The organism is Streptosporangium sp. NPDC001681 (assembly GCF_040298085.1).
GTDB lineage: Bacteria > Actinomycetota > Actinomycetes > Streptosporangiales > Streptosporangiaceae > Streptosporangium.
The window spans coordinates 17,997-33,854 of record NZ_JBEOZN010000045.1; the positions used below are offsets into that span (position 1 = coordinate 17,997).

A 15,858-nucleotide genomic window follows, 5' to 3' on the forward strand; every position below is an offset into this window, starting at 1 on the left:
GTCACACCGGAACCCGGGAGCCGCTCGTCCCGAGCGGACGCCTACTTGCGCGAGTCGCTCAGCACCGTGAAGGTGATGCCCGCCCGCACCAGGCGGCCGATCAGCGCGTCGCCCATCGCCACGGCGGTGGTCAGCTGACCGGAGACCTCCGGGAGGTCGTCCGTCGCCAGGCAGAGCGCCGACTCGCCGAGCATCTTGGCGGTCTCGCCGTAGCCGGGGTCGCCGCCCGCGACCTCGGTGACGACGCGCGCCCCGCCGCCCAGGCCGAGGAAGGTGACCTTGAACCAGCTCCTGGCCCGCTGCTCGACGCCGGGCCCCTCACCGGGTGCGAAGCGGCGCAGCAGCAGGGAGCGCGCCGGTGGGATCTGGGCGAGCAGCGCGAGGGCGCCCACCCCGGTGGCGAGGCCGAGCGCGACGGGCAGTCGCCTGACCGCGAAGTGGTGGCGGTAGGTGAAGTCGGGGCCGTAGCGGTCCAGCGCGCGGGCCGAGCGGGCGACGATCTGCGGGTCGAGCGTGGGCAGCGGCAGTGCCCACCCTCCGACGTAGCGGACCGGGCCGGGCATGCCACGCGTCTTCCTGGTCCTGGAGGCCGCGGCGGCCCCGGGCACGATTTCCAGCTCGCGCCGGACGTGCGCGGCCTCGGCCGTCTGCCGGAAGCGGGAGATCGCCATGACGGCGGAGTGCGCGGTGCCGCCGGAGGCGGCGCCGGAGGCCCGGACGAAGCCGCTGACCTCCAGCGGCACTCCCTCGGGCAGCCGCCTGACCGTGAAGTAGGCGCCGAGGTCGTGCGGGACGGAGTCGAAGCCGCAGGCGTGCACGAGCTTGGCCCCGGTCCTCCTGGCCCGCTCGTGATGGCGGATGAACATGCGGTCGACGAACTCGGGCTCGCCGGTGATGTCGGCGTAGTGGGTGCCCGCGTCGGCGCAGGCGGCCACCAGCGGCTCGCCGTAGGAGACGTAGGGGCCCACGGTGGTCGCCACGACCCTGGCCTGCCTGGCGATCTCCACCAGTGAGGCCGGGTCGGTCACGTCGGCGTGCAGCAGCGGCAGTTCGGGCAGGCCGATCCGGTCCCTGACCGCTTCGAGCTTGGCCCGGTTACGCCCGGCCAGTGCCCAGCGGAGGGCGGGAGCGGCGTTGCGCGCGAGGTATTCCGCGGTGAGCGCCCCGGTGAACCCGGTGGCGCCGAACAGCACGATGTCGTACGGGCGGTCGTCAGGCATGCACCGAGATTCCTCCCCGCGGAGATCACGCGCAAGACGGGCTCGCCGGATGTGGCCGTGATCACCCCTGGACGGGCGCGGCGACGCGGGGAAGCACGTTCTCGCCGAACCAGTACGCCTCCTCCAGGTGGGGGTAGCCGGACAGGACGAACTCCTCGATGCCGAGCGAGGCGTACTCCTCGATCCGCTCGGCGACCTGGGAGTGGCTGCCGACCAGCGCGGTGCCGGCACCGCCCCGCACGAGGCCGACCCCGGCCCAGAGGTTCGGATGGATCTCCAGGTCGCGGGCGGTGCCACCGGTGAAGCCCTCGTGCAGCTCCAGCATGCGCCGCTGGCCGACCGACTCGCTACGGCCGAGCAGCTTCCTGGCCGAGACGATGTCGGCCGGGTCGATGGCGGCCAGCAGCCGCTCGGCCTCCGCCCAGGCGTCGCGCTCGCTGTCGCGGGTGATCACGTGCAGCCGGATGCCGAAGCGGAGCTTGCGGCCCTGCTCCTCCGCCAGCTCCCGAATCCACTCGATCTTCTTCGCCACCTGCTCGGGGGGCTCGCCCCAGGTGAGGTAGACGTCCACGTGCCTGGCCGCGACCGGTCCGGCAGCCTTCGAGGAGCCGCCGAAGTAGATCTCCGGGACGGGATCGGGCGTCTCGGCGACCATCGCGCCCTCGACGCGGTAGTGGCCGCCGTCGAAGTCGTAGGGGGTACCGCTCCAGGCACCGCGCACGACCGACAGGAACTCGTCGGTGCGCGCGTAGCGTTCGTCCTTGGACAGGTGGTCGCCGAACCTGGCCTGCTCGGCGCTCTCCCCGCCGGTCACCACGTTGAGCAGGAGCCTGCCGCGCGAGAGCCGCTGGTAGGTGGCGGCCATCTGCGCGGCCAGCGTCGGTGACATGAAGCCTGGCCGGAAGGCGACGAGGAACTTCAGCCGCTCGGTCTCGCGGGTCAGCGCGGCGGTGACCAGCCAGGCGTCCTCGCACCAAGTGCCGGTCGGGGTCAGGACCGCCTCGAAGCCGAGCTGCTCGGCGGAGCGGGCGACCTGCGCCAGGTACTCGATGTCCGGCGGGCGGAACGTGGCCGCCTCGGAGCGGCCGTGTCCCCTGCTGAGGCCGTGGCCGCCCCCGGTGAGGACCCGGCTGTCACCGGCGGTGGGCAGGAACCAGTGGAACTTCATCGGATGCCTCCAGGCGTGGATCCCCCGGGCACGGACCTCGGGGCGGGCGTCACGAGGGGTTGTCCAGGGTGGCGTCGAACCTGGTGTCGACGAAGTCCGCGAACGTGACGGGGGCGGGGATGAGCTTGGCCTCGCTGAACGCGTCGGCGACGAGCTGCTCGCGGTCGACGACATCGCCGGCGAGCTTGAGGTCCCGGTACGAGCTGCGCCTGACCGCCGTACTGATGATCGTCTGGTCCAGCCCGGTGAGCTCGGAGAAGACCTTGGACCACACGATTGTTAATCCTTCATATGGGGGTGCCATTACCACCCTCGGATAATCAGCCAGCGGACATACACATATTAACCGATCGGATGTACATGAAACGATGGCCAAAAAGCGATACCCGGTCCTCGAATTCGAGGACCGGGTATCGCGCACGCCGACGATCACAACCAGGGCATCGACCCCGCCCACACCGCGCCGCCGCCCGCGTCCAGCCGATACCAGCCCGGGCCGTACGCCGCTCGCAGCAACACCGGCTCCGTGCACGGGTCCCCCCGGCCCCAGTAGCAGACCCGGCTTCCGCACGATCGTTCGGTTCAATGGCCAAGTGCGTGTCGCGATCACAGCCGAGCCTGGGCGGGGCAGTGGTTCGACGATAACCGTTCTACGTACGCGGCCCGAAGGAGATGATCGCGGCGTTCCACGCGATCGAGCACCAGGCGCCCGCCGGAGACGAGGTCTTCCTCGACGTGTTCGAGACCATCAGCAGCGTGGTGGTGCCGCTGCCACATGAGATCTTCAACGGCCCGCATGACCGCCGGTTCGCGCCCACGCCGGACGGCGATGGGCTGAGTCTGCTGCCACAAAACGCCTGAACCTCCCGCCTGGGCACCGTTGTGGCGTCGATCGGTGGCCCCGGCCCATGGGGCGGCCTGGTAGCCGACGGCCAGTTCGGCTACCCGCCGATGCAGGACCGACACCGGGATCAGGTTGCCGCCGGGGGTGGTCCATACAGCGAGGTTGGCAGGCATGCCCAGGTTCAGCAGCACCCAGAGGACCCCGGCGGCTCACCCCTCATCGAGCAGCGGGTAGGCCAGCTGGGTGAGAAAGTCAGCGTAGTCGTCGGACAGGACGAGCCTGCCGACGAGCTCACGGGCCGAGGTCCAGTGGCCCAGGGCGTACGCGGCCTCGCCGAGTTCCTCGCGGATCGCGGCCAGACGCTCGTCGAGAGCATGGGTCAGCATCTGCGCGGTGACGGTGACGCCGTCGTCGAGCCGTACCGCGTTGTGGCGCCACTGCCACAGTTGAGAGCGGCAGATCTCGGCGGTCGCGACGTCCTCCATGAGGTTGTGGATGCCGACCGCGCCGCTGCCGCCGAGCCAGGCCGCCAAGTAGCGCAGGAGCACGTCGGCGGCGTTGTCGAGACCTGCGCGGGTGAAGCGGTCACCCGCCGAGCGCACGTCGAGGAGCTGGTCGGCGGTGATCTGCACCTCGCGTCGCAGCCCGAGCTGGTGGGGACGGTCTCCGAGGGTCTCGTCGAAAACCTCATGGCAGACGGGCACCAGGTCGGGGTGGGCCACCCAGGAGCCGTCGAATCCGTCACCGGCCTCTCGCCGTTTGTCGGTGCGCACGTGGTCCAGTGTGATCCGGTTGGCCTCCGGATCCCGTCGCGAGGGGATGAAGGCCGACATGCCGCCGATGGCGTGCGCCCCCCTGCGGTGGCAGGTGGCGACCAGCAGGTCGGTGTAGGCACGCATGAAGCCGGCGGTCATGGTGACGGTGTTGCGATCGGGTAGCACGAAGGCCGGGCCCACGTCACGGAACGTTTTGACGATGGAGAACAGGTAGTCCCAGCGTCCGGCGTTGAGCCCGGCGGCGTGCGGGCCGAGGGCGTGCAGGATCTCGTCCATCTCGAACGCGGCGGTGATCGTCTCGATCAGCACCGTGGCGCGGACCGTCCCGGCGGGCAGCCCGAGGGCCGCCTGGGCGGCGAGGAAGACCTCATTCCACAGTGCGGCCTCGCGGTGGCTTTCGAGCTTGGGCAGATAAAAGTACGGCCCGCTGTCCCGTTCGAGGAGGATCTGGGCGTTACGCAGGAAGTAGAGGCCAAAGTCGACGAGGGCCGCGACCGCCGGTTCACCGTCGATCTCCAGATTCCGCTCGTCGAGGTGCCACCCCCGAGGGCGCATCACGATCGTGGCCAGCGGGCCCTCAGGCAGCCGGTAGCGCTTTCCGTCGATCTCCTCGTCGATGTCCCGGGCGATCGCGGCCGAGAGGTTGATCTGCCCGGCGATCACGTTGCTCCAGCGGGGGGCGAGGGAGTCCTCGAAGTCGGCGAGCCAGACCTTGGCCCCGGAGCGCAGCGCGTTGACGGTCATCTTGCGCTCGGCCGGACCGGTGATCTCCACACGACGGTCGGTCAGGTCGGCGGGGGGAGGCGGTACGCGCCAGTCCCCGGCTCGCACGCCAGCGGTCTCGGGCAGGAAGTCGCACCGCCCTTCGGCAGCGATCTTCTCCCGCCGGACGGCCCTTGCCGTCATCAACTCGTTCCTGACCGGGGCGAACCTGCGGTGCAGTTCGGCGATGAATGCCAGGGCAGGGCCGGTCAGCACTTCCTCGACACCCGCCACCGGTGGACCGGCGACCCGGACGCCGGGCGGGGGGGTGACGGCGGACTTGGTCATGGAATCTCCCTGTGGGCCGGACGGGATCACCCCGCACGAATTTCTGACACATTAGTCTAATATTTAACGCATGAGAAGGGTGTTTCGGGGCGCCGACCGGAAGGGCCCGTTGCACCGGCATGGCAGATGATTTACGGTTACGTAAAATATTCTACGCAAAACTAAGGAGCTCCATGGGCAATCGCACCCTGGTCAGCCTGGGTGGTGGCCCGGCCGGCCTGTTCCTGGCCCGGCTATTGCGTCGGGCAGACCCGTCCTGGCACGTCACGGTCTACGAGCGGGACGCTCCGAGCTCGACCTTCGGCTTCGGCATCGGCCTGGCGGACCGCACCATCGCGGCGCTGGCCGAGATCGACCCCGAAACGCAGCGTCGCATCGTCGAGGCCGGAGTGGTCGGCCACGGCATCTCACTGCGTCACCGCGCCACCGACGTGCGGTGGGGCCCACGAGGCGGGACCGCCATCGCGCGCGCCGCACTGCTGGACGTCCTGCGCGAGCAGGCCCTCGCGGTGGGAGTCACCCTCAAGTACGGCACCCCCGCCGAGCTCGGCGAGATCGGCGCCGACGTGATCGTGGCAGCCGACGGCGCCAACAGTGCCACCCGGACCGCGCTCAGCCACGAGTTCGGGGTGACTGACGGGCTCGGCCGGGCCAAGTACATCTGGTTGGGCGCCGAACTCGAACTGGCGGGGATGACCTTCAGCTTCGTCGCCGACGAGCACGGCGCGTGGGCCGCGCACGCCTACCCCTACGCGCCGGGCATGGTGACCTTCCTCGTCGAAACCGATGAGGACACCTGGCGCCGTGCCGGACTCGACCGGCCCTACGCCCCCCTGGGACCCGACGGCACCGATCTGCGCAGCAAGGAATACCTGGAGCGGCTGTTCGCCGCCGACCTCGAAGGCCGCCCGCTGCTCGGCAACAGGTCACGCTGGGCGAACTTCCGCAACGTCGACTGCGCACGCTGGAGTACCGGCAAAGTCGTCCTCATCGGCGACGCGGCCCACACCGCCCACTTCTCCGTCGGCTCGGGCACCACACTGGCCATGGAGGACGCGGTCGTACTCGCCCGATGCCTGGCCGCCGAATCCGACCCCGCTACGGCTTTCGCGCGTTACGAGGCCGAACGCCGCCCCGCCGTCGAACACCTCCAGACGCGGGCCATGGCCAGCCAGATCTGGTGGGAGACCTTCGGACAGCGCATGGACCGCGCTCCCAGCCAGCTCGCCTTTCAATGGCTGACCCGGACCGGGGCCCTGTCCTACGACCGGTTGCGCGCCACCGATCCCGGCCTCGCCCGCGACGTCGAACGCTGGTTCACCGAAGCGACCTCCGCCGAGGTCGAACTCCCCCTCAGCACGGGCGCCGACCCCCTGTGCACCCCGGTCCGGATCGCCGGCCGCACGCTCCCCACCCGCGTCGTCGTCACCCGGCCTCCGGCCCCCGCGGACTCGGCGGGTCGCCACGAGCGCGACCTCACCTTGTTCGGCGGCCTCGCCCTGGCCGGCGCCGGTCTCGTCGTCGCCGACCTTGCCGCGGTTCCGGCCGACACCCTTGACTGGACCGCCCTGTCTGGACTCGCCGACTTCGTCACCACCCACACCGAGGCGCTCGCCGGACTGCGGCTTCCCACCGACACCACCTTGGCCAAGGCCGCCGCCGAGGCCGGTTTCGGCTATGTCGAGTACACCTGCCCTGACGTGTCCGAGACCTCGGCCCAAACCTCACCGATGGACCTGGCCACCGTGATCCGGGCCACCGCCACCCCGCTGCGCGGTGTCGCCCTCACCGTACGGGCCGAGACCGCCACGGCCGCCGTCGTCGCCTGTGTCCGGGAGCTGAAGGCCGCAGGAGTGAACCTCGTGCGCCTCCTCCACACGGCGGGGCAGCCCGAAACCCCCACCTCAGAACTGGCGCTGACCGCGCTGGCCGAAGAGATCCGGGCCCTGGCCGGAGTGGCCACCCTGGTGGGCGACGGATCCGCCCGCACCGAGCACCTCCGCACCGCCGTGGTGGCAGGCCAGGCCGACCTGGTCGAATGCTGGCCCATCACCTCGGCTGCCACTGACCGCGGACCGGCTTCCCAGCCGGGCTCCCCTCGTAGTGGGTGAACCGGCCGGGCGCCCATAGCAGGGTAGTGGGATCGGGGAATCCCACTACCCCCGGAGGCTGAGGGCGAGCAGTTCCATCACGTGCATGACCTGCACCTCGGAGCCGGAGTCGCGCAGGGCGTGGCGGATCTGCATGGCGCAGCCCGGGTTGGCGGTGGCGAGGACCGCCGCGCCGGTGTCCCGTACGTATTCCGCCTTGCGGTGGCCGAGGCGGGAGGCGGTGCCGGGCTGCAGGAGGTTTTGAACTCCTCCCCGGCCTGGGGGCCGGAGACTCTCCCGTCGCGTCGCGGTCAAGCGGCGCGCGGGGGTTGACGCTTCGCAGACCGGGTAACCCCGAGGTCTCCACGTCCTGACACCGGCGTTCCGACGGCGTTCTTGATATTGATCGCGGCGTTGGTGTCGGCATGCCCGACCCAACCGCACGCAGAGTTGGCGCAGGCGTACCGTGTCCCGTCCCGGGCCGCCGGGTCACGGTGGCCGCACCGGTGACAGGTCTGCGAGGTCCCCCGCGCGGGGACCTTCACCACCTGGCCGCCCCGCTCGGAGGTCTTGTACTCCAGCAGGGTGACCGTCCGGCCCCACGCCTGCCCGGCGATCGAGCGGTTCAGCCCGGCCTTCTGCGCGACGTTCACGCCGGGGCTCTCGACCGTGCCCCTGGCTGAACGGACCATGTTCGTGATCTTCAACTCTTCCACCACGACCACGCCGAAGGTAGCGGCGAGTTCGGTGGTGGTCTGGTGCTGCCAGTCGACGGCTCGGCGCTTGGCTCTCGCGCGCAGCCGGGCGATCTGGTCGTAGGTGCGGGCCAGCCGATGCGAGGCCGGCTCAGCGCGAGGCCGGGTGCGCCGCTGGCGGGCCGACTTCTTCTCCAGCCGGCGCAGGTGTTCCTTCTCGCCGTTGCGAAGCCAGGGTGCGTGCTCACGCATGGTGCCGTCCGACAGGGCCAGGGCGACGGTGATGCCCCGGTCGATCCCTACCGTGTGGCCTGGGTGCACGGTAGGGGTCGGCGCGATGAGGGTTTGGGTGCGGAACACGACCTGCCAGCCGTGGGCATCCTTGACCAGCCGCGCTCCGGTGATCCGCCCGGCAGGGCCGCCCCTGGTGAGGCCGGGCAGGTCCTTGGTCCACCGAAACCGTACCCGCCCGACCTTGGGCAGGTTGATCGCGCCCCAGCGCCGGTTGACCCGCGTGATCTGCAGATCGCGGGCCTGGGGGACGTCCACGGCCAACCGGGTCCGTAACCGGCTCTTGAACGTGGGCCGCTTGGCCGGATGATCGGGGTTGAAGAAGTTCGCCCACGCCTGCCGATACGTTTTCAGCACCGCTTGTGCCGCCTGGGCGGGTAGTTGTCCCATCCAGTCGATCTCGCGGCGGGCTGCCCGGATCGCCGCGTCGCAGTCCTTCAACGTCGCGAACCGGCCTTGGCGGAAGGTGAAGTACTCATGCAGCAGATTCCACAGCGCGCGGGCGGTGTGCGCCTGAGCGTCCAGCACAGCCACCTGCTCCGCGCCCAGATCGAGTCGCGCCACGTGCGCACGAGCCCGCCTCGCCAACTCCACACAGTGATCGTATCCTTCGGTTTACGTCACCGCCGTGGAATCCAACCCCGAGGTACGCACCGGACGCCCTGTTGTGCACCACCTCCACGCACACGTGGTGTTCGTGACGAAGTATCGGCGTGGGGTGTTCATCGACCCGATGCCGGTCCGCTGTGAGGAACTCATGGGCGAGGTCCGCGCCGACTTCGAGGTCGAACCTCGCGAGTTCAACGGCGACCACGACCACGTCCACCCGCTGGTCCACTACCTGCCGAAGGTCGCCCTGTCCAAGCTCGTCAACTCACTGAAGGGCGTCTCGGCGCGGATGCTCCGCAGGGAATACAGCGCTCACGTCCGCCGCCGCCCTGTAGGGCGGGCATTTCCGGTCCGGCTCCTACGTCGCCGCAAGCGTGGGCGGCGCACCGCTCACGGTCCTCAAGCAGTACATCGAACAGCAGAAACGACCCGCGTGGGTCGGCCTGCTCACGGGCACGGGAGGCTAGGGCACTCCCGCGTGGGCCTTCACCCCCGGCGTGAACGCCGGAGCACTGGCCCACAGTTCGTAGATTCCGGCGGATCCGCAACAGACACCGGATTCGGCGATCTCCCGGAGGTCGAGGCCGGGAATGCCGCTCAGCAGGGCACTGGGCTGGGCGGCGTTCCCGGCCGCGGGCACCGGGGACGGGCCCGGCCGGGACGGTCACCCGCGCTCCGCGAGGAGTGCCCCGGCGTCCGGCACCACCGGGGCCAGTCCGAGGGAGGTGAGCAGCGCGTGTGTGGTGGCGGTCGCGGCGCTGAGCACCGGGATGCCGACCTCGTCCTCGACCCGCTGGATCATCTGGAGTGACGGCATCTGCACGCAGGCCGACAGCACCAGCGCGTCACAACCGGAAAGGTCGAGCCTGCGGTAGTGCTTGAGCAGGTCGGCCGGGTCGAGGCAGCCGACGGCGAGGTTGTCGGCGACGCCCAAGCTGAGGGCGTCGCGCACCGTGACGCCGTGGCTTTCGAGGTAGCCGCGTACCAGGTCGGTCAGTTCCGGCAGGTACGGCGTGACCATGGCGACGGTGTGCGCGCCGAGCACGTCGAGGCCGGCGAGCAGGGCGCCGGCGCTGGAGATGACCGGGGCGGCCCCGCCCGCGTCGGCGGCGACCCGGGCCAGGCGCTTCTCCGCGGCGTCGTGGTAGCCGGGGCCCGCAGCCATGATGGCGACCAGGCAGGCGTAAGCGTAGGCGTCGCAGCGGGCGTCGGCGAGTTCGGCGACGCAGCGGTCCGCCTCGGCGTCCATGCGGCGCAGTTCCTCGGCGGTGACATGGCGCATGCGCATCCGGCTGCCGTGCACGGTGAACATGTCGCCGGGGTGGCGGCTCGTTCTCCGGCGCAGGAGCTCGGGGATCTCCGTCTCCATGGTGATGTTGGAGCTGGGCACGATCAGGCCCACCCGGTGGGTGCTCATCGGTTCTCTCCCGGCTTGCGGTACAGGAACCAGAGCCGCGGGCCGCCGTCGGGGAGTTCGGCCTCGGCGACGACGTCGAATCCGGCTCTGCGATAGAAGCGCACGTTGGCCTCGGTGGCGGTCTCGGTGAAGGCGGGGACCCCCTCGGCGTCGCACCGGCTGAGCACCGGTTCGAGGACCCGGCTGCCGAGGCCGCGGTTCTGCCAGTCGGGGTGGGTGCCCATGGAGGCGAGGTACCAGTGCGGCTCGGCCGGCCGCATCGGGTCGACGATCTCGGCCGCGGACATGGCGGCGGGCAGCCGGTCGCCCATCAGTTCCACGATCGTCGATCCGTGGCGTTCCTGGAACGCCTCGTCGGGGCCGACGACACCGGGCGGGAGCCAGGAGGCGACGGCGGCGCAGTCGTCGGTGACCCAGACCCCGTCGAGGCTCGCGGCGAACTCGGCGACGAACAGGGTGTAGAGCCCGCGCAGCCGCTCGTGCCGGTCATCGGCCTGAACGGTCCAGAGGGTGTAGGGGTAGTCGGCGAAGGCCCTGGCCATGGTGAGAGCCATCTGGGTGGTGTCGCCGGGCAGAAAGGGACGCACGTCGGTCATGCCGACCTCCGGAATACGGGTAGGGGCGGGGCGTCGGCGCGGGGCATCCAGGCCACCTCGACGACGTCGCCGATCTCACAGGTGGGGCCGGGCGCGCCGTCTTCGCCGACGATGAGGGTGGTCATCCGAGGGCCCTCGGCGAGCGCGACGACGACGACGGTGTACGGCGGAACCAACTCGGGCCGTACCTTGACGTGGACCTCGGTGCGCGAGTAGATCACGCCGGTGCCGCTCGCGGACGTCCAGGTCAGCCCGTCGTGGTCGCAGGCCAGGCAGAACAGCCTGGGGTAGAACTGATGGGCGCCGCAGCAGTCACATCGCTGCAGCAGCAGGCCGTGGCCGGCTGCCTCCCAGAAGGGGGCGGTGATGGCGTCGCCGTACGCCTCGGTCATGGGGCTCTCCTGTTTGACGGTCGTTGTCATCTGGCCAGGACCACCGTGGACGCGGTGGAGTTGTAGCCACCCACGCCGTGGGCGACGGCGATCTCGGCGCCGGCCACCTGCCGGTCACCGGCCTCGCCGCGCACCTGCCGTACGGCCTCGACGAGCAGCAGCGCGCCGAGGGCGCCTGGGTGGTTGTAGGACAGGCCGCCCCCCGAGGTCATGGCCGGCAGGTCACCGCCGGGGGCGAGGCGGCCACCGGCCACGAAGGCGCCGCCCTCGCCCTTGGCGCAGAAGCCCAGGTCCTCCAGCGCGAGCAGCACGGTGACGGTGAAGGAGTCGTAGGGCTGGAGCACGTCCACGTCGGCCGCGGTGATTCCGGCCATGCCGAATGCCTCGCGTGCGGAGGCCGCTCCGGCCGTGACGGTCATGTCGGGCATGCTGGCCAGATGCCAGTGAGTCTGGCTCTCGCCCGCGCCGAGCACACGTACCGAGGGTTTGCGCGCGTCGCGGGCGCGCGCGGCGGTGGTGACGACGATGGCCGCGCCGCCGTCGGTGACCAGGCAGCAGTCGCTGCGCCGGAGCGGGGTGGAGATCATCCGGCTGGCCAGGGCCTGCTCGACGGTGAGCGGGTCGCGGGACCAGGCCTTGGGGTTCAGCCGGGCCCAGGAGCGGGCGGCGACGGCGACCTCGGCGAGTTGTTCGGGGGTCGTGCCGTACTGGTGCATGTGCCGGGTGGCCATCATCGCGTAGTGGCCGATGGGGGCGGGCAGGCCGTACGGCGACTGGAACTGCGCGGCCAGGCTGTCGGTGTCGACCACGCCGCCGCCGATGCTGCGGGCGCGGCGGGTGCGCTGGCGTGAGGCGTAGCCGATGAGCGCGACCTCGCAGCGTCCCTCGGCGACGGCGAGCATGGCGTGATGCACGAACGCCTCGAACGCGGCGCCGCCGATGTCGGTGGAGTCGACGTAACGCGGCGCGGTGATGCCGAGGTACTCGCCGACCTGGACGGTGCCCTCCTCCCCCATGTAGTTGACGAACAGGCCGTCCACGTCGCGCAGGGTCATCCCCGCCTCGGAGAGCGCCTCCCGCGCGGCGGTGGCGAACATCGACAGTTCGGTCTGGCCGTACACCTCGCCGAGCGCGGTCTCGGCGACCCCGGCGATGTGCACGCCGTACCTGTCCCGGACGGAGCGGGTCATGCGGTCCTGCTTTCCTGGTGAGTCTCGTGCGTGAGTGGCCCGGCGGCCGGAAGGCCGTCCTTGACCACGAGAGCGATCCGGTCACGTAGACCGGTCAGGTCGGTGATGTCACCGCGGAGGGCGACCAGGTCGGCGCGTTTGCCCGGCGCGATCGTGCCCAGGTCGCCGTCCAGGCCGAGCAGCGCGGCCGCGGCACCGGTGGCGGCGTGCAGGGCGCGGTGCGGAGTCATTCCCCCGGCCCGCATGAGGTCGAGTTCTTCCAGGTTGCGGCCGTGCGGGTAGCCGATCGCGTCGGTGCCCATGGCGACGGTCACCCCGGCGGCGACGGCCCGGCGGAAGGAGTCGGCGTGCGCTTCGACGATCTCGGCGACCTTGCGCTGGGACTGCTCGCTGAACGCGGCGCCCGAGGCGGCGGCGGACAGGACGCTGTGCGGGGCGAGCAGGGTCGGGACGAGGACGGTACCCCGTTCGCACATCATCTCGATCAGCTCGTCGTCGAGGTAGATCCCGTGCTCGATCGAGCGGACCCCGGCGCGTACGGCGTTGCGGATGCCTCCGCCTCCCTGCGCGTGCGCCATGACCCCGAGATCCGCCGCGGCGGCCTCGGTGACAGCGGCGTGAAGCTCCTCGGCGGAGAACTGGGCTCGGCGCGGGTCGGTGCGGGGTGACATGACACCGCCGGAGGCGGCCACCTTGACCCAGTCGGCCCCGGCCCGCACCAGCTCGCGTACGCGCAGGCGCATCTCGTCGGGGCCGTCCACCACCGGCTGCGGCGCGCCGGGTGTGACGGGCAGCACCGGGACACAGCTTCCCGAGGGCAGCCAGGGGTCGGCGTGGCCGCCCGTCTGGCTGAGCATGGTGACGGCGATCCGCAGTCTGGGGCCGCGCACCACGCCGGTGTCCACCGCGACCTTGGTTCCCAGGTCGGCCCCGCCGGCGTCGCGTACGGTGGTCAGCCCGGTGTCCAGCAGGTCGCCGAGGTTACGCACGGTCTGGTAGTAGCGGAGCGAGTAGGGGTCTCCGAGGTGCTTGAGGGTATCGATGCCGTCGACGGTGACGTGGACGTGGCAGTCGATGAAGCCGGGCAGCAGGACGGCCCCGGCCAGGTCGACGCGGGTGTCGCCGTCGAGGCCGGGGCCGACCTCCACGATGCGGTCGCCGTCGACCACGACGTCGGCGGGCGCGGGAGCCGCCCCGGTGCCGTCGAAGACGGTCGCTCCGGTGTAGAGGGTTCTCATCGGCCTGACTCCGTGCCGCTTCGCGCGGGCTCGGCACCACCGAAGAAGTCGTCCAGGACGGGCGGGGTGCGGAGCGCCTCGGGGAGCCTGCGGTCCAGTTCGGGAAGGGTCCATCGGCCCTCGGTGCGCAGCCTGGCAGCGACCCTGGGCATGTCGACGACGATGATCTCCTCACCCGAGCAGTGGAAGACCTGGCCGTCGGCGGGGCAGCCGGCCTGGGCGAGCCAGGCCACCAGGGGGGAGACGTTGGCCGGGTCGGCGGGGTCGAAGGCTCCGTCGGGAACCTCGTTCGCCCCGGAAAGCCCCGCGCTCTCGGTGATGCGCGTGCGCGCGCCGGGTGAGACCGCGTTGGAGCGCACGCCGTGGCGGCCGGCCTCCAGCGAGACGCAGCGCGACAGGGCGAGCATGGCCATTTTCGCCGCGCCGTAGTTGGCCTGGCCGATGTTGCCGGCGAAGGCGGCGACCGAGGTCGTGTGTATGACGGAGGCCTCCGGCTTCGCGCCTTCCCCGGCCCTCCGCCGCCAATAGGCCAGGGCGTGGGCGGTGGGGGCGGCGTGGCCCTTGAGGTGGACGCGGACGACCGAGTCCCACTCGGCCTCGCTCATCTTGGCCAGTGTCCGGTCCCGGAGGATGCCCGCGTTGTTGACCAGGACGTGCAGGTCTCCGAAGGTCGTGACGGCGAGGCCGACGAGGGCGGCTGCCTGGGCCCAGTCGGCGACATCGTGGCCGCTGACGACGGCCTGGCCGCCCGCGTGGCGGATCTCGTCCACGACCTGCCGGGCGGGGGTGGTGTCCTGGCCCGCGCCGTGGACGTCGCCGCCCAGGTCGTTGACCACGACGGCGGCGCCGAGCCTGGCGAGGAGCAGCGCGTGGGCCCGGCCGAGACCGCGACCGGCACCGGTGACGATCGCGACGCGACCGGCGAGTGCGGACACTGGGGCTCCTTTCGGTTGGTTGATCTTTTCCATGAGGACTGCCGAGGGGCTGCTGAGGGTTTTGTGAAGGTCGCGGGGTTTCGCGCGGGCCGGCCGGGTCAGCCGAGACGGTCGCGCAGCCAGTCGACGACGACGGTTCTGGCCCGGCCCGGCACATCGGGACCGTCCCCCTGAAGCGGGCCGCCGAAGTGGTCGCCCCGCACCCGGACATGGGTCTTGTCGGTGGCACCGAGCGCGTCGTGGATGGCCCGCACCTGGGTGGGGAAGACGCAGTTGTCGCCGGTGTACTCGACCACCAGGCAGGGCAGCGTCATCTCCGGCGCGGTGCGGGCCATCTCTGCGTTGCTGCTCAGCCCGGACCAGGTGGACAGCCACGCCTCGGGGGTGGTCGTGCGGCCGAATCCGACGAGGCCGTAGTTCGTCACGTCGGGGCGGACGCCGAAGACCGAGCCGTAGCGCCGCTCTGAGGGGTCGAGCGACAGGTCGACGGTGCGGGGGTCGGCGTCGGTGCGGTGCACGGTGACGACCGGCATGTGGGTGGCCAGGCGCAGGTCGGCGGCGGCTCCCAACCGCTTGTGCCGGGCTCGGGCGGCCCTGCGCCGCTCGATGAGCGAGCGGGCCCTGTCGTCGATGCGGGCGACCCTGGCCCGCTGGGCGGCGCGATAGCGCTGGAGGAACTCGGCGGTGAAGGACGCGGAGGCCGGAGGTTCGGCGAATCCGTTCGCCGGGTCGAAGGGGTCGAGCGCGGGGTCGGCGGACAGGGCGTCGTCCTCGTCGGTCACCGAGGGGTCGATGCATTCGAGGAGCAGTGCCCCCTGCCCCGGGTGGGGCGCCAGGTAGGCGACCGCGTCGGGGGCCGGGAGGTCGGCGGTGTCCAGACCGCTCGGGCGGCCTGCCGGGGTGACCGCGATGCGGTCGGCCGGGCCGCGCAGGGCCTGCTGCACGTAGAAGGTGTACAGGCTCGCGCCGCCGGAGTTGCCGAGGGCGGCGACCTGCTCGAAGCCACGCCCGCGCAGGAACGTCATTCCGGCCGCGACATCGAGCAGGGCGCTCTCATGGACGAGCCTGAGGTCGCTGCCACCTCCCCTGCCGGTCTGCGCCCAGACCGCGAATCCGGCCTTGAGCAGGTCGGGAATCAGGTAGTGGCGGCTGGCGTCGGCCCGTGGGTGCATGACGGTGACCACGGAGCGGGCGCGGGGCGGGGCGTAGAGCCAGCCTCGGGTCGCCGATCCGTCAGCGGTGACCAGCAGGTGGGAGGAGACGTCGATCCCGGCGGGCAGGTCCCGGGGATACCAGTCGCCGTTGAGCGCCGCAGGCGGGCGGCGGGCGGTCGTGGTGCGCACCCCG

The 15,858-nt window shown here is 71.2% G+C and carries 15 protein-coding genes and 1 pseudogene; 3 read left to right on the plus strand and 13 right to left on the minus strand.

Annotated elements, in window-relative coordinates; genetic code table 11:
• Nucleotides 1–41 precede the first annotated feature (41 nt).
• The 3 genes from ABT130_RS21375 to ABT130_RS21385 form a co-directional block, all read right to left on the minus strand.
• Complete coding sequence (locus ABT130_RS21375; RefSeq protein WP_350957689.1) at nucleotides 42–1,220, minus strand: saccharopine dehydrogenase family protein; 1,179 nt, start codon at nucleotides 1,218–1,220, stop codon at nucleotides 42–44.
• Nucleotides 1,221–1,281: 61 nt separating this feature from the next.
• Entirely contained in the window at nucleotides 1,282–2,388 is a 1,107-nt protein-coding gene (locus ABT130_RS21380; protein ID WP_350957690.1) for an LLM class flavin-dependent oxidoreductase, read from the minus strand.
• Nucleotides 2,389–2,437: 49 nt separating this feature from the next.
• Nucleotides 2,438–2,662: a hypothetical protein gene (locus tag ABT130_RS21385; protein WP_350957692.1), complete on the minus strand. Its 225-nt coding sequence runs from the start codon at nucleotides 2,660–2,662 to the stop codon at nucleotides 2,438–2,440.
• Between the two features lie 398 nt (nucleotides 2,663–3,060).
• Here ABT130_RS21385 and ABT130_RS21390 point away from each other — a divergent pair, with 398 nt between their 5' ends.
• The gene (locus tag ABT130_RS21390; protein WP_350927458.1) at nucleotides 3,061–3,249 is read left to right on the plus strand and encodes a hypothetical protein; all 189 of its coding nucleotides are present in this window, start codon (nucleotides 3,061–3,063) and stop codon (nucleotides 3,247–3,249) included.
• 192 nt (nucleotides 3,250–3,441) lie between these two features.
• Here the strand turns inward: ABT130_RS21390 and aceB are convergent, their stop codons facing one another.
• Nucleotides 3,442–5,058 (minus strand): malate synthase A, encoded by a 1,617-nt coding sequence (gene aceB / locus ABT130_RS21395; RefSeq protein WP_350957695.1) that lies wholly within the window; start codon nucleotides 5,056–5,058, stop codon nucleotides 3,442–3,444.
• A gap of 173 nt (nucleotides 5,059–5,231) precedes the next feature.
• On the opposite strand from aceB, the gene ABT130_RS21400 reads away from it, so the two are divergent.
• A complete protein-coding gene (locus ABT130_RS21400; protein WP_350957698.1) occupies nucleotides 5,232–7,169 on the plus strand; it encodes an FAD-dependent monooxygenase in 1,938 nt (645 codons plus the stop codon).
• 45 nt (nucleotides 7,170–7,214) lie between these two features.
• Here ABT130_RS21400 and ABT130_RS21405 read toward each other — a convergent pair whose 3' ends face one another.
• Both ABT130_RS21405 and ABT130_RS21410 read right to left on the minus strand, forming a co-directional pair.
• The gene (locus tag ABT130_RS21405) at nucleotides 7,215–7,463 is read right to left on the minus strand and encodes a heterodisulfide reductase-related iron-sulfur binding cluster (RefSeq protein ID WP_350957700.1); all 249 of its coding nucleotides are present in this window, start codon (nucleotides 7,461–7,463) and stop codon (nucleotides 7,215–7,217) included.
• Nucleotides 7,460–8,728, minus strand: coding sequence for an RNA-guided endonuclease InsQ/TnpB family protein (locus ABT130_RS21410; protein ID WP_350957703.1), 1,269 nt, complete (start codon nucleotides 8,726–8,728; stop codon nucleotides 7,460–7,462). Before ABT130_RS21410 ends, ABT130_RS21405 begins: the two co-directional genes overlap by 4 nt.
• A 34-nt stretch (nucleotides 8,729–8,762) precedes the next feature.
• On the opposite strand from ABT130_RS21410, the pseudogene tnpA reads away from it, so the two are divergent.
• Nucleotides 8,763–9,210, plus strand: a pseudogene (tnpA, locus tag ABT130_RS21415) (IS200/IS605 family transposase).
• A 197-nt stretch (nucleotides 9,211–9,407) separates the two neighbouring features.
• On the opposite strand, the gene ABT130_RS21420 reads toward tnpA, so the two are convergent.
• The 7 genes from ABT130_RS21420 to ABT130_RS21450 form a co-directional block, all read right to left on the minus strand.
• The gene (locus ABT130_RS21420; protein WP_350927448.1) at nucleotides 9,408–10,160 is read right to left on the minus strand and encodes a maleate cis-trans isomerase family protein; all 753 of its coding nucleotides are present in this window, start codon (nucleotides 10,158–10,160) and stop codon (nucleotides 9,408–9,410) included.
• The gene (locus tag ABT130_RS21425; RefSeq protein WP_350927446.1) at nucleotides 10,157–10,756 is read right to left on the minus strand and encodes a GNAT family N-acetyltransferase; all 600 of its coding nucleotides are present in this window, start codon (nucleotides 10,754–10,756) and stop codon (nucleotides 10,157–10,159) included. Before ABT130_RS21425 ends, ABT130_RS21420 begins: the two co-directional genes overlap by 4 nt.
• On the minus strand, nucleotides 10,753–11,148 hold the full coding sequence (locus ABT130_RS21430; RefSeq protein ID WP_350927444.1) for a Zn-ribbon domain-containing OB-fold protein: 396 nt from the start codon (nucleotides 11,146–11,148) through the stop codon (nucleotides 10,753–10,755). The genes ABT130_RS21425 and ABT130_RS21430 overlap by 4 nt, the downstream gene beginning before the upstream one ends.
• Nucleotides 11,149–11,174: 26 nt before the next feature.
• The gene (locus tag ABT130_RS21435; RefSeq protein ID WP_350927442.1) at nucleotides 11,175–12,338 is read right to left on the minus strand and encodes an acetyl-CoA acetyltransferase; all 1,164 of its coding nucleotides are present in this window, start codon (nucleotides 12,336–12,338) and stop codon (nucleotides 11,175–11,177) included.
• Nucleotides 12,335–13,576 carry a metal-dependent hydrolase family protein gene (locus ABT130_RS21440; protein ID WP_350957706.1) on the minus strand — a complete coding sequence of 414 codons (1,242 nt, stop codon included), beginning with the start codon at nucleotides 13,574–13,576 and terminating at the stop codon, nucleotides 12,335–12,337. Before ABT130_RS21440 ends, ABT130_RS21435 begins: the two co-directional genes overlap by 4 nt.
• Nucleotides 13,573–14,511, minus strand: a complete 939-nt coding sequence (locus ABT130_RS21445; RefSeq protein WP_350927438.1) for an SDR family NAD(P)-dependent oxidoreductase — start codon at nucleotides 14,509–14,511, stop codon at nucleotides 13,573–13,575. The genes ABT130_RS21440 and ABT130_RS21445 overlap by 4 nt, the downstream gene beginning before the upstream one ends.
• Before the next feature lie 98 nt (nucleotides 14,512–14,609).
• A complete protein-coding gene (locus ABT130_RS21450) occupies nucleotides 14,610–15,854 on the minus strand; it encodes an alpha/beta fold hydrolase (protein ID WP_350927436.1) in 1,245 nt (414 codons plus the stop codon).
• Nucleotides 15,855–15,858 lie beyond the last annotated feature (4 nt).

What these genes read in the sequence shown, in the direction of transcription:
- ABT130_RS21375 (WP_350957689.1), bottom strand. Translation starts at nt 1,220, where the DNA reads ATGCCTGACGACCGCCCGTACGACATCGTGCTGTTCGGCGCCACCGGG.
- ABT130_RS21380 (WP_350957690.1), bottom strand. Translation starts at nt 2,388, where the DNA reads ATGAAGTTCCACTGGTTCCTGCCCACCGCCGGTGACAGCCGGGTCCTC.
- ABT130_RS21390 (WP_350927458.1), top strand. Translation starts at nt 3,061, where the DNA reads ATGATCGCGGCGTTCCACGCGATCGAGCACCAGGCGCCCGCCGGAGAC.
- aceB (WP_350957695.1), bottom strand. Translation starts at nt 5,058, where the DNA reads ATGACCAAGTCCGCCGTCACCCCCCCGCCCGGCGTCCGGGTCGCCGGT.
- ABT130_RS21400 (WP_350957698.1), top strand. Translation starts at nt 5,232, where the DNA reads ATGGGCAATCGCACCCTGGTCAGCCTGGGTGGTGGCCCGGCCGGCCTG.
- ABT130_RS21420 (WP_350927448.1), bottom strand. Translation starts at nt 10,160, where the DNA reads ATGAGCACCCACCGGGTGGGCCTGATCGTGCCCAGCTCCAACATCACC.
- ABT130_RS21425 (WP_350927446.1), bottom strand. Translation starts at nt 10,756, where the DNA reads ATGACCGACGTGCGTCCCTTTCTGCCCGGCGACACCACCCAGATGGCT.
- ABT130_RS21430 (WP_350927444.1), bottom strand. Translation starts at nt 11,148, where the DNA reads ATGACCGAGGCGTACGGCGACGCCATCACCGCCCCCTTCTGGGAGGCA.
- ABT130_RS21435 (WP_350927442.1), bottom strand. Translation starts at nt 12,338, where the DNA reads ATGACCCGCTCCGTCCGGGACAGGTACGGCGTGCACATCGCCGGGGTC.
- ABT130_RS21440 (WP_350957706.1), bottom strand. Translation starts at nt 13,576, where the DNA reads ATGAGAACCCTCTACACCGGAGCGACCGTCTTCGACGGCACCGGGGCG.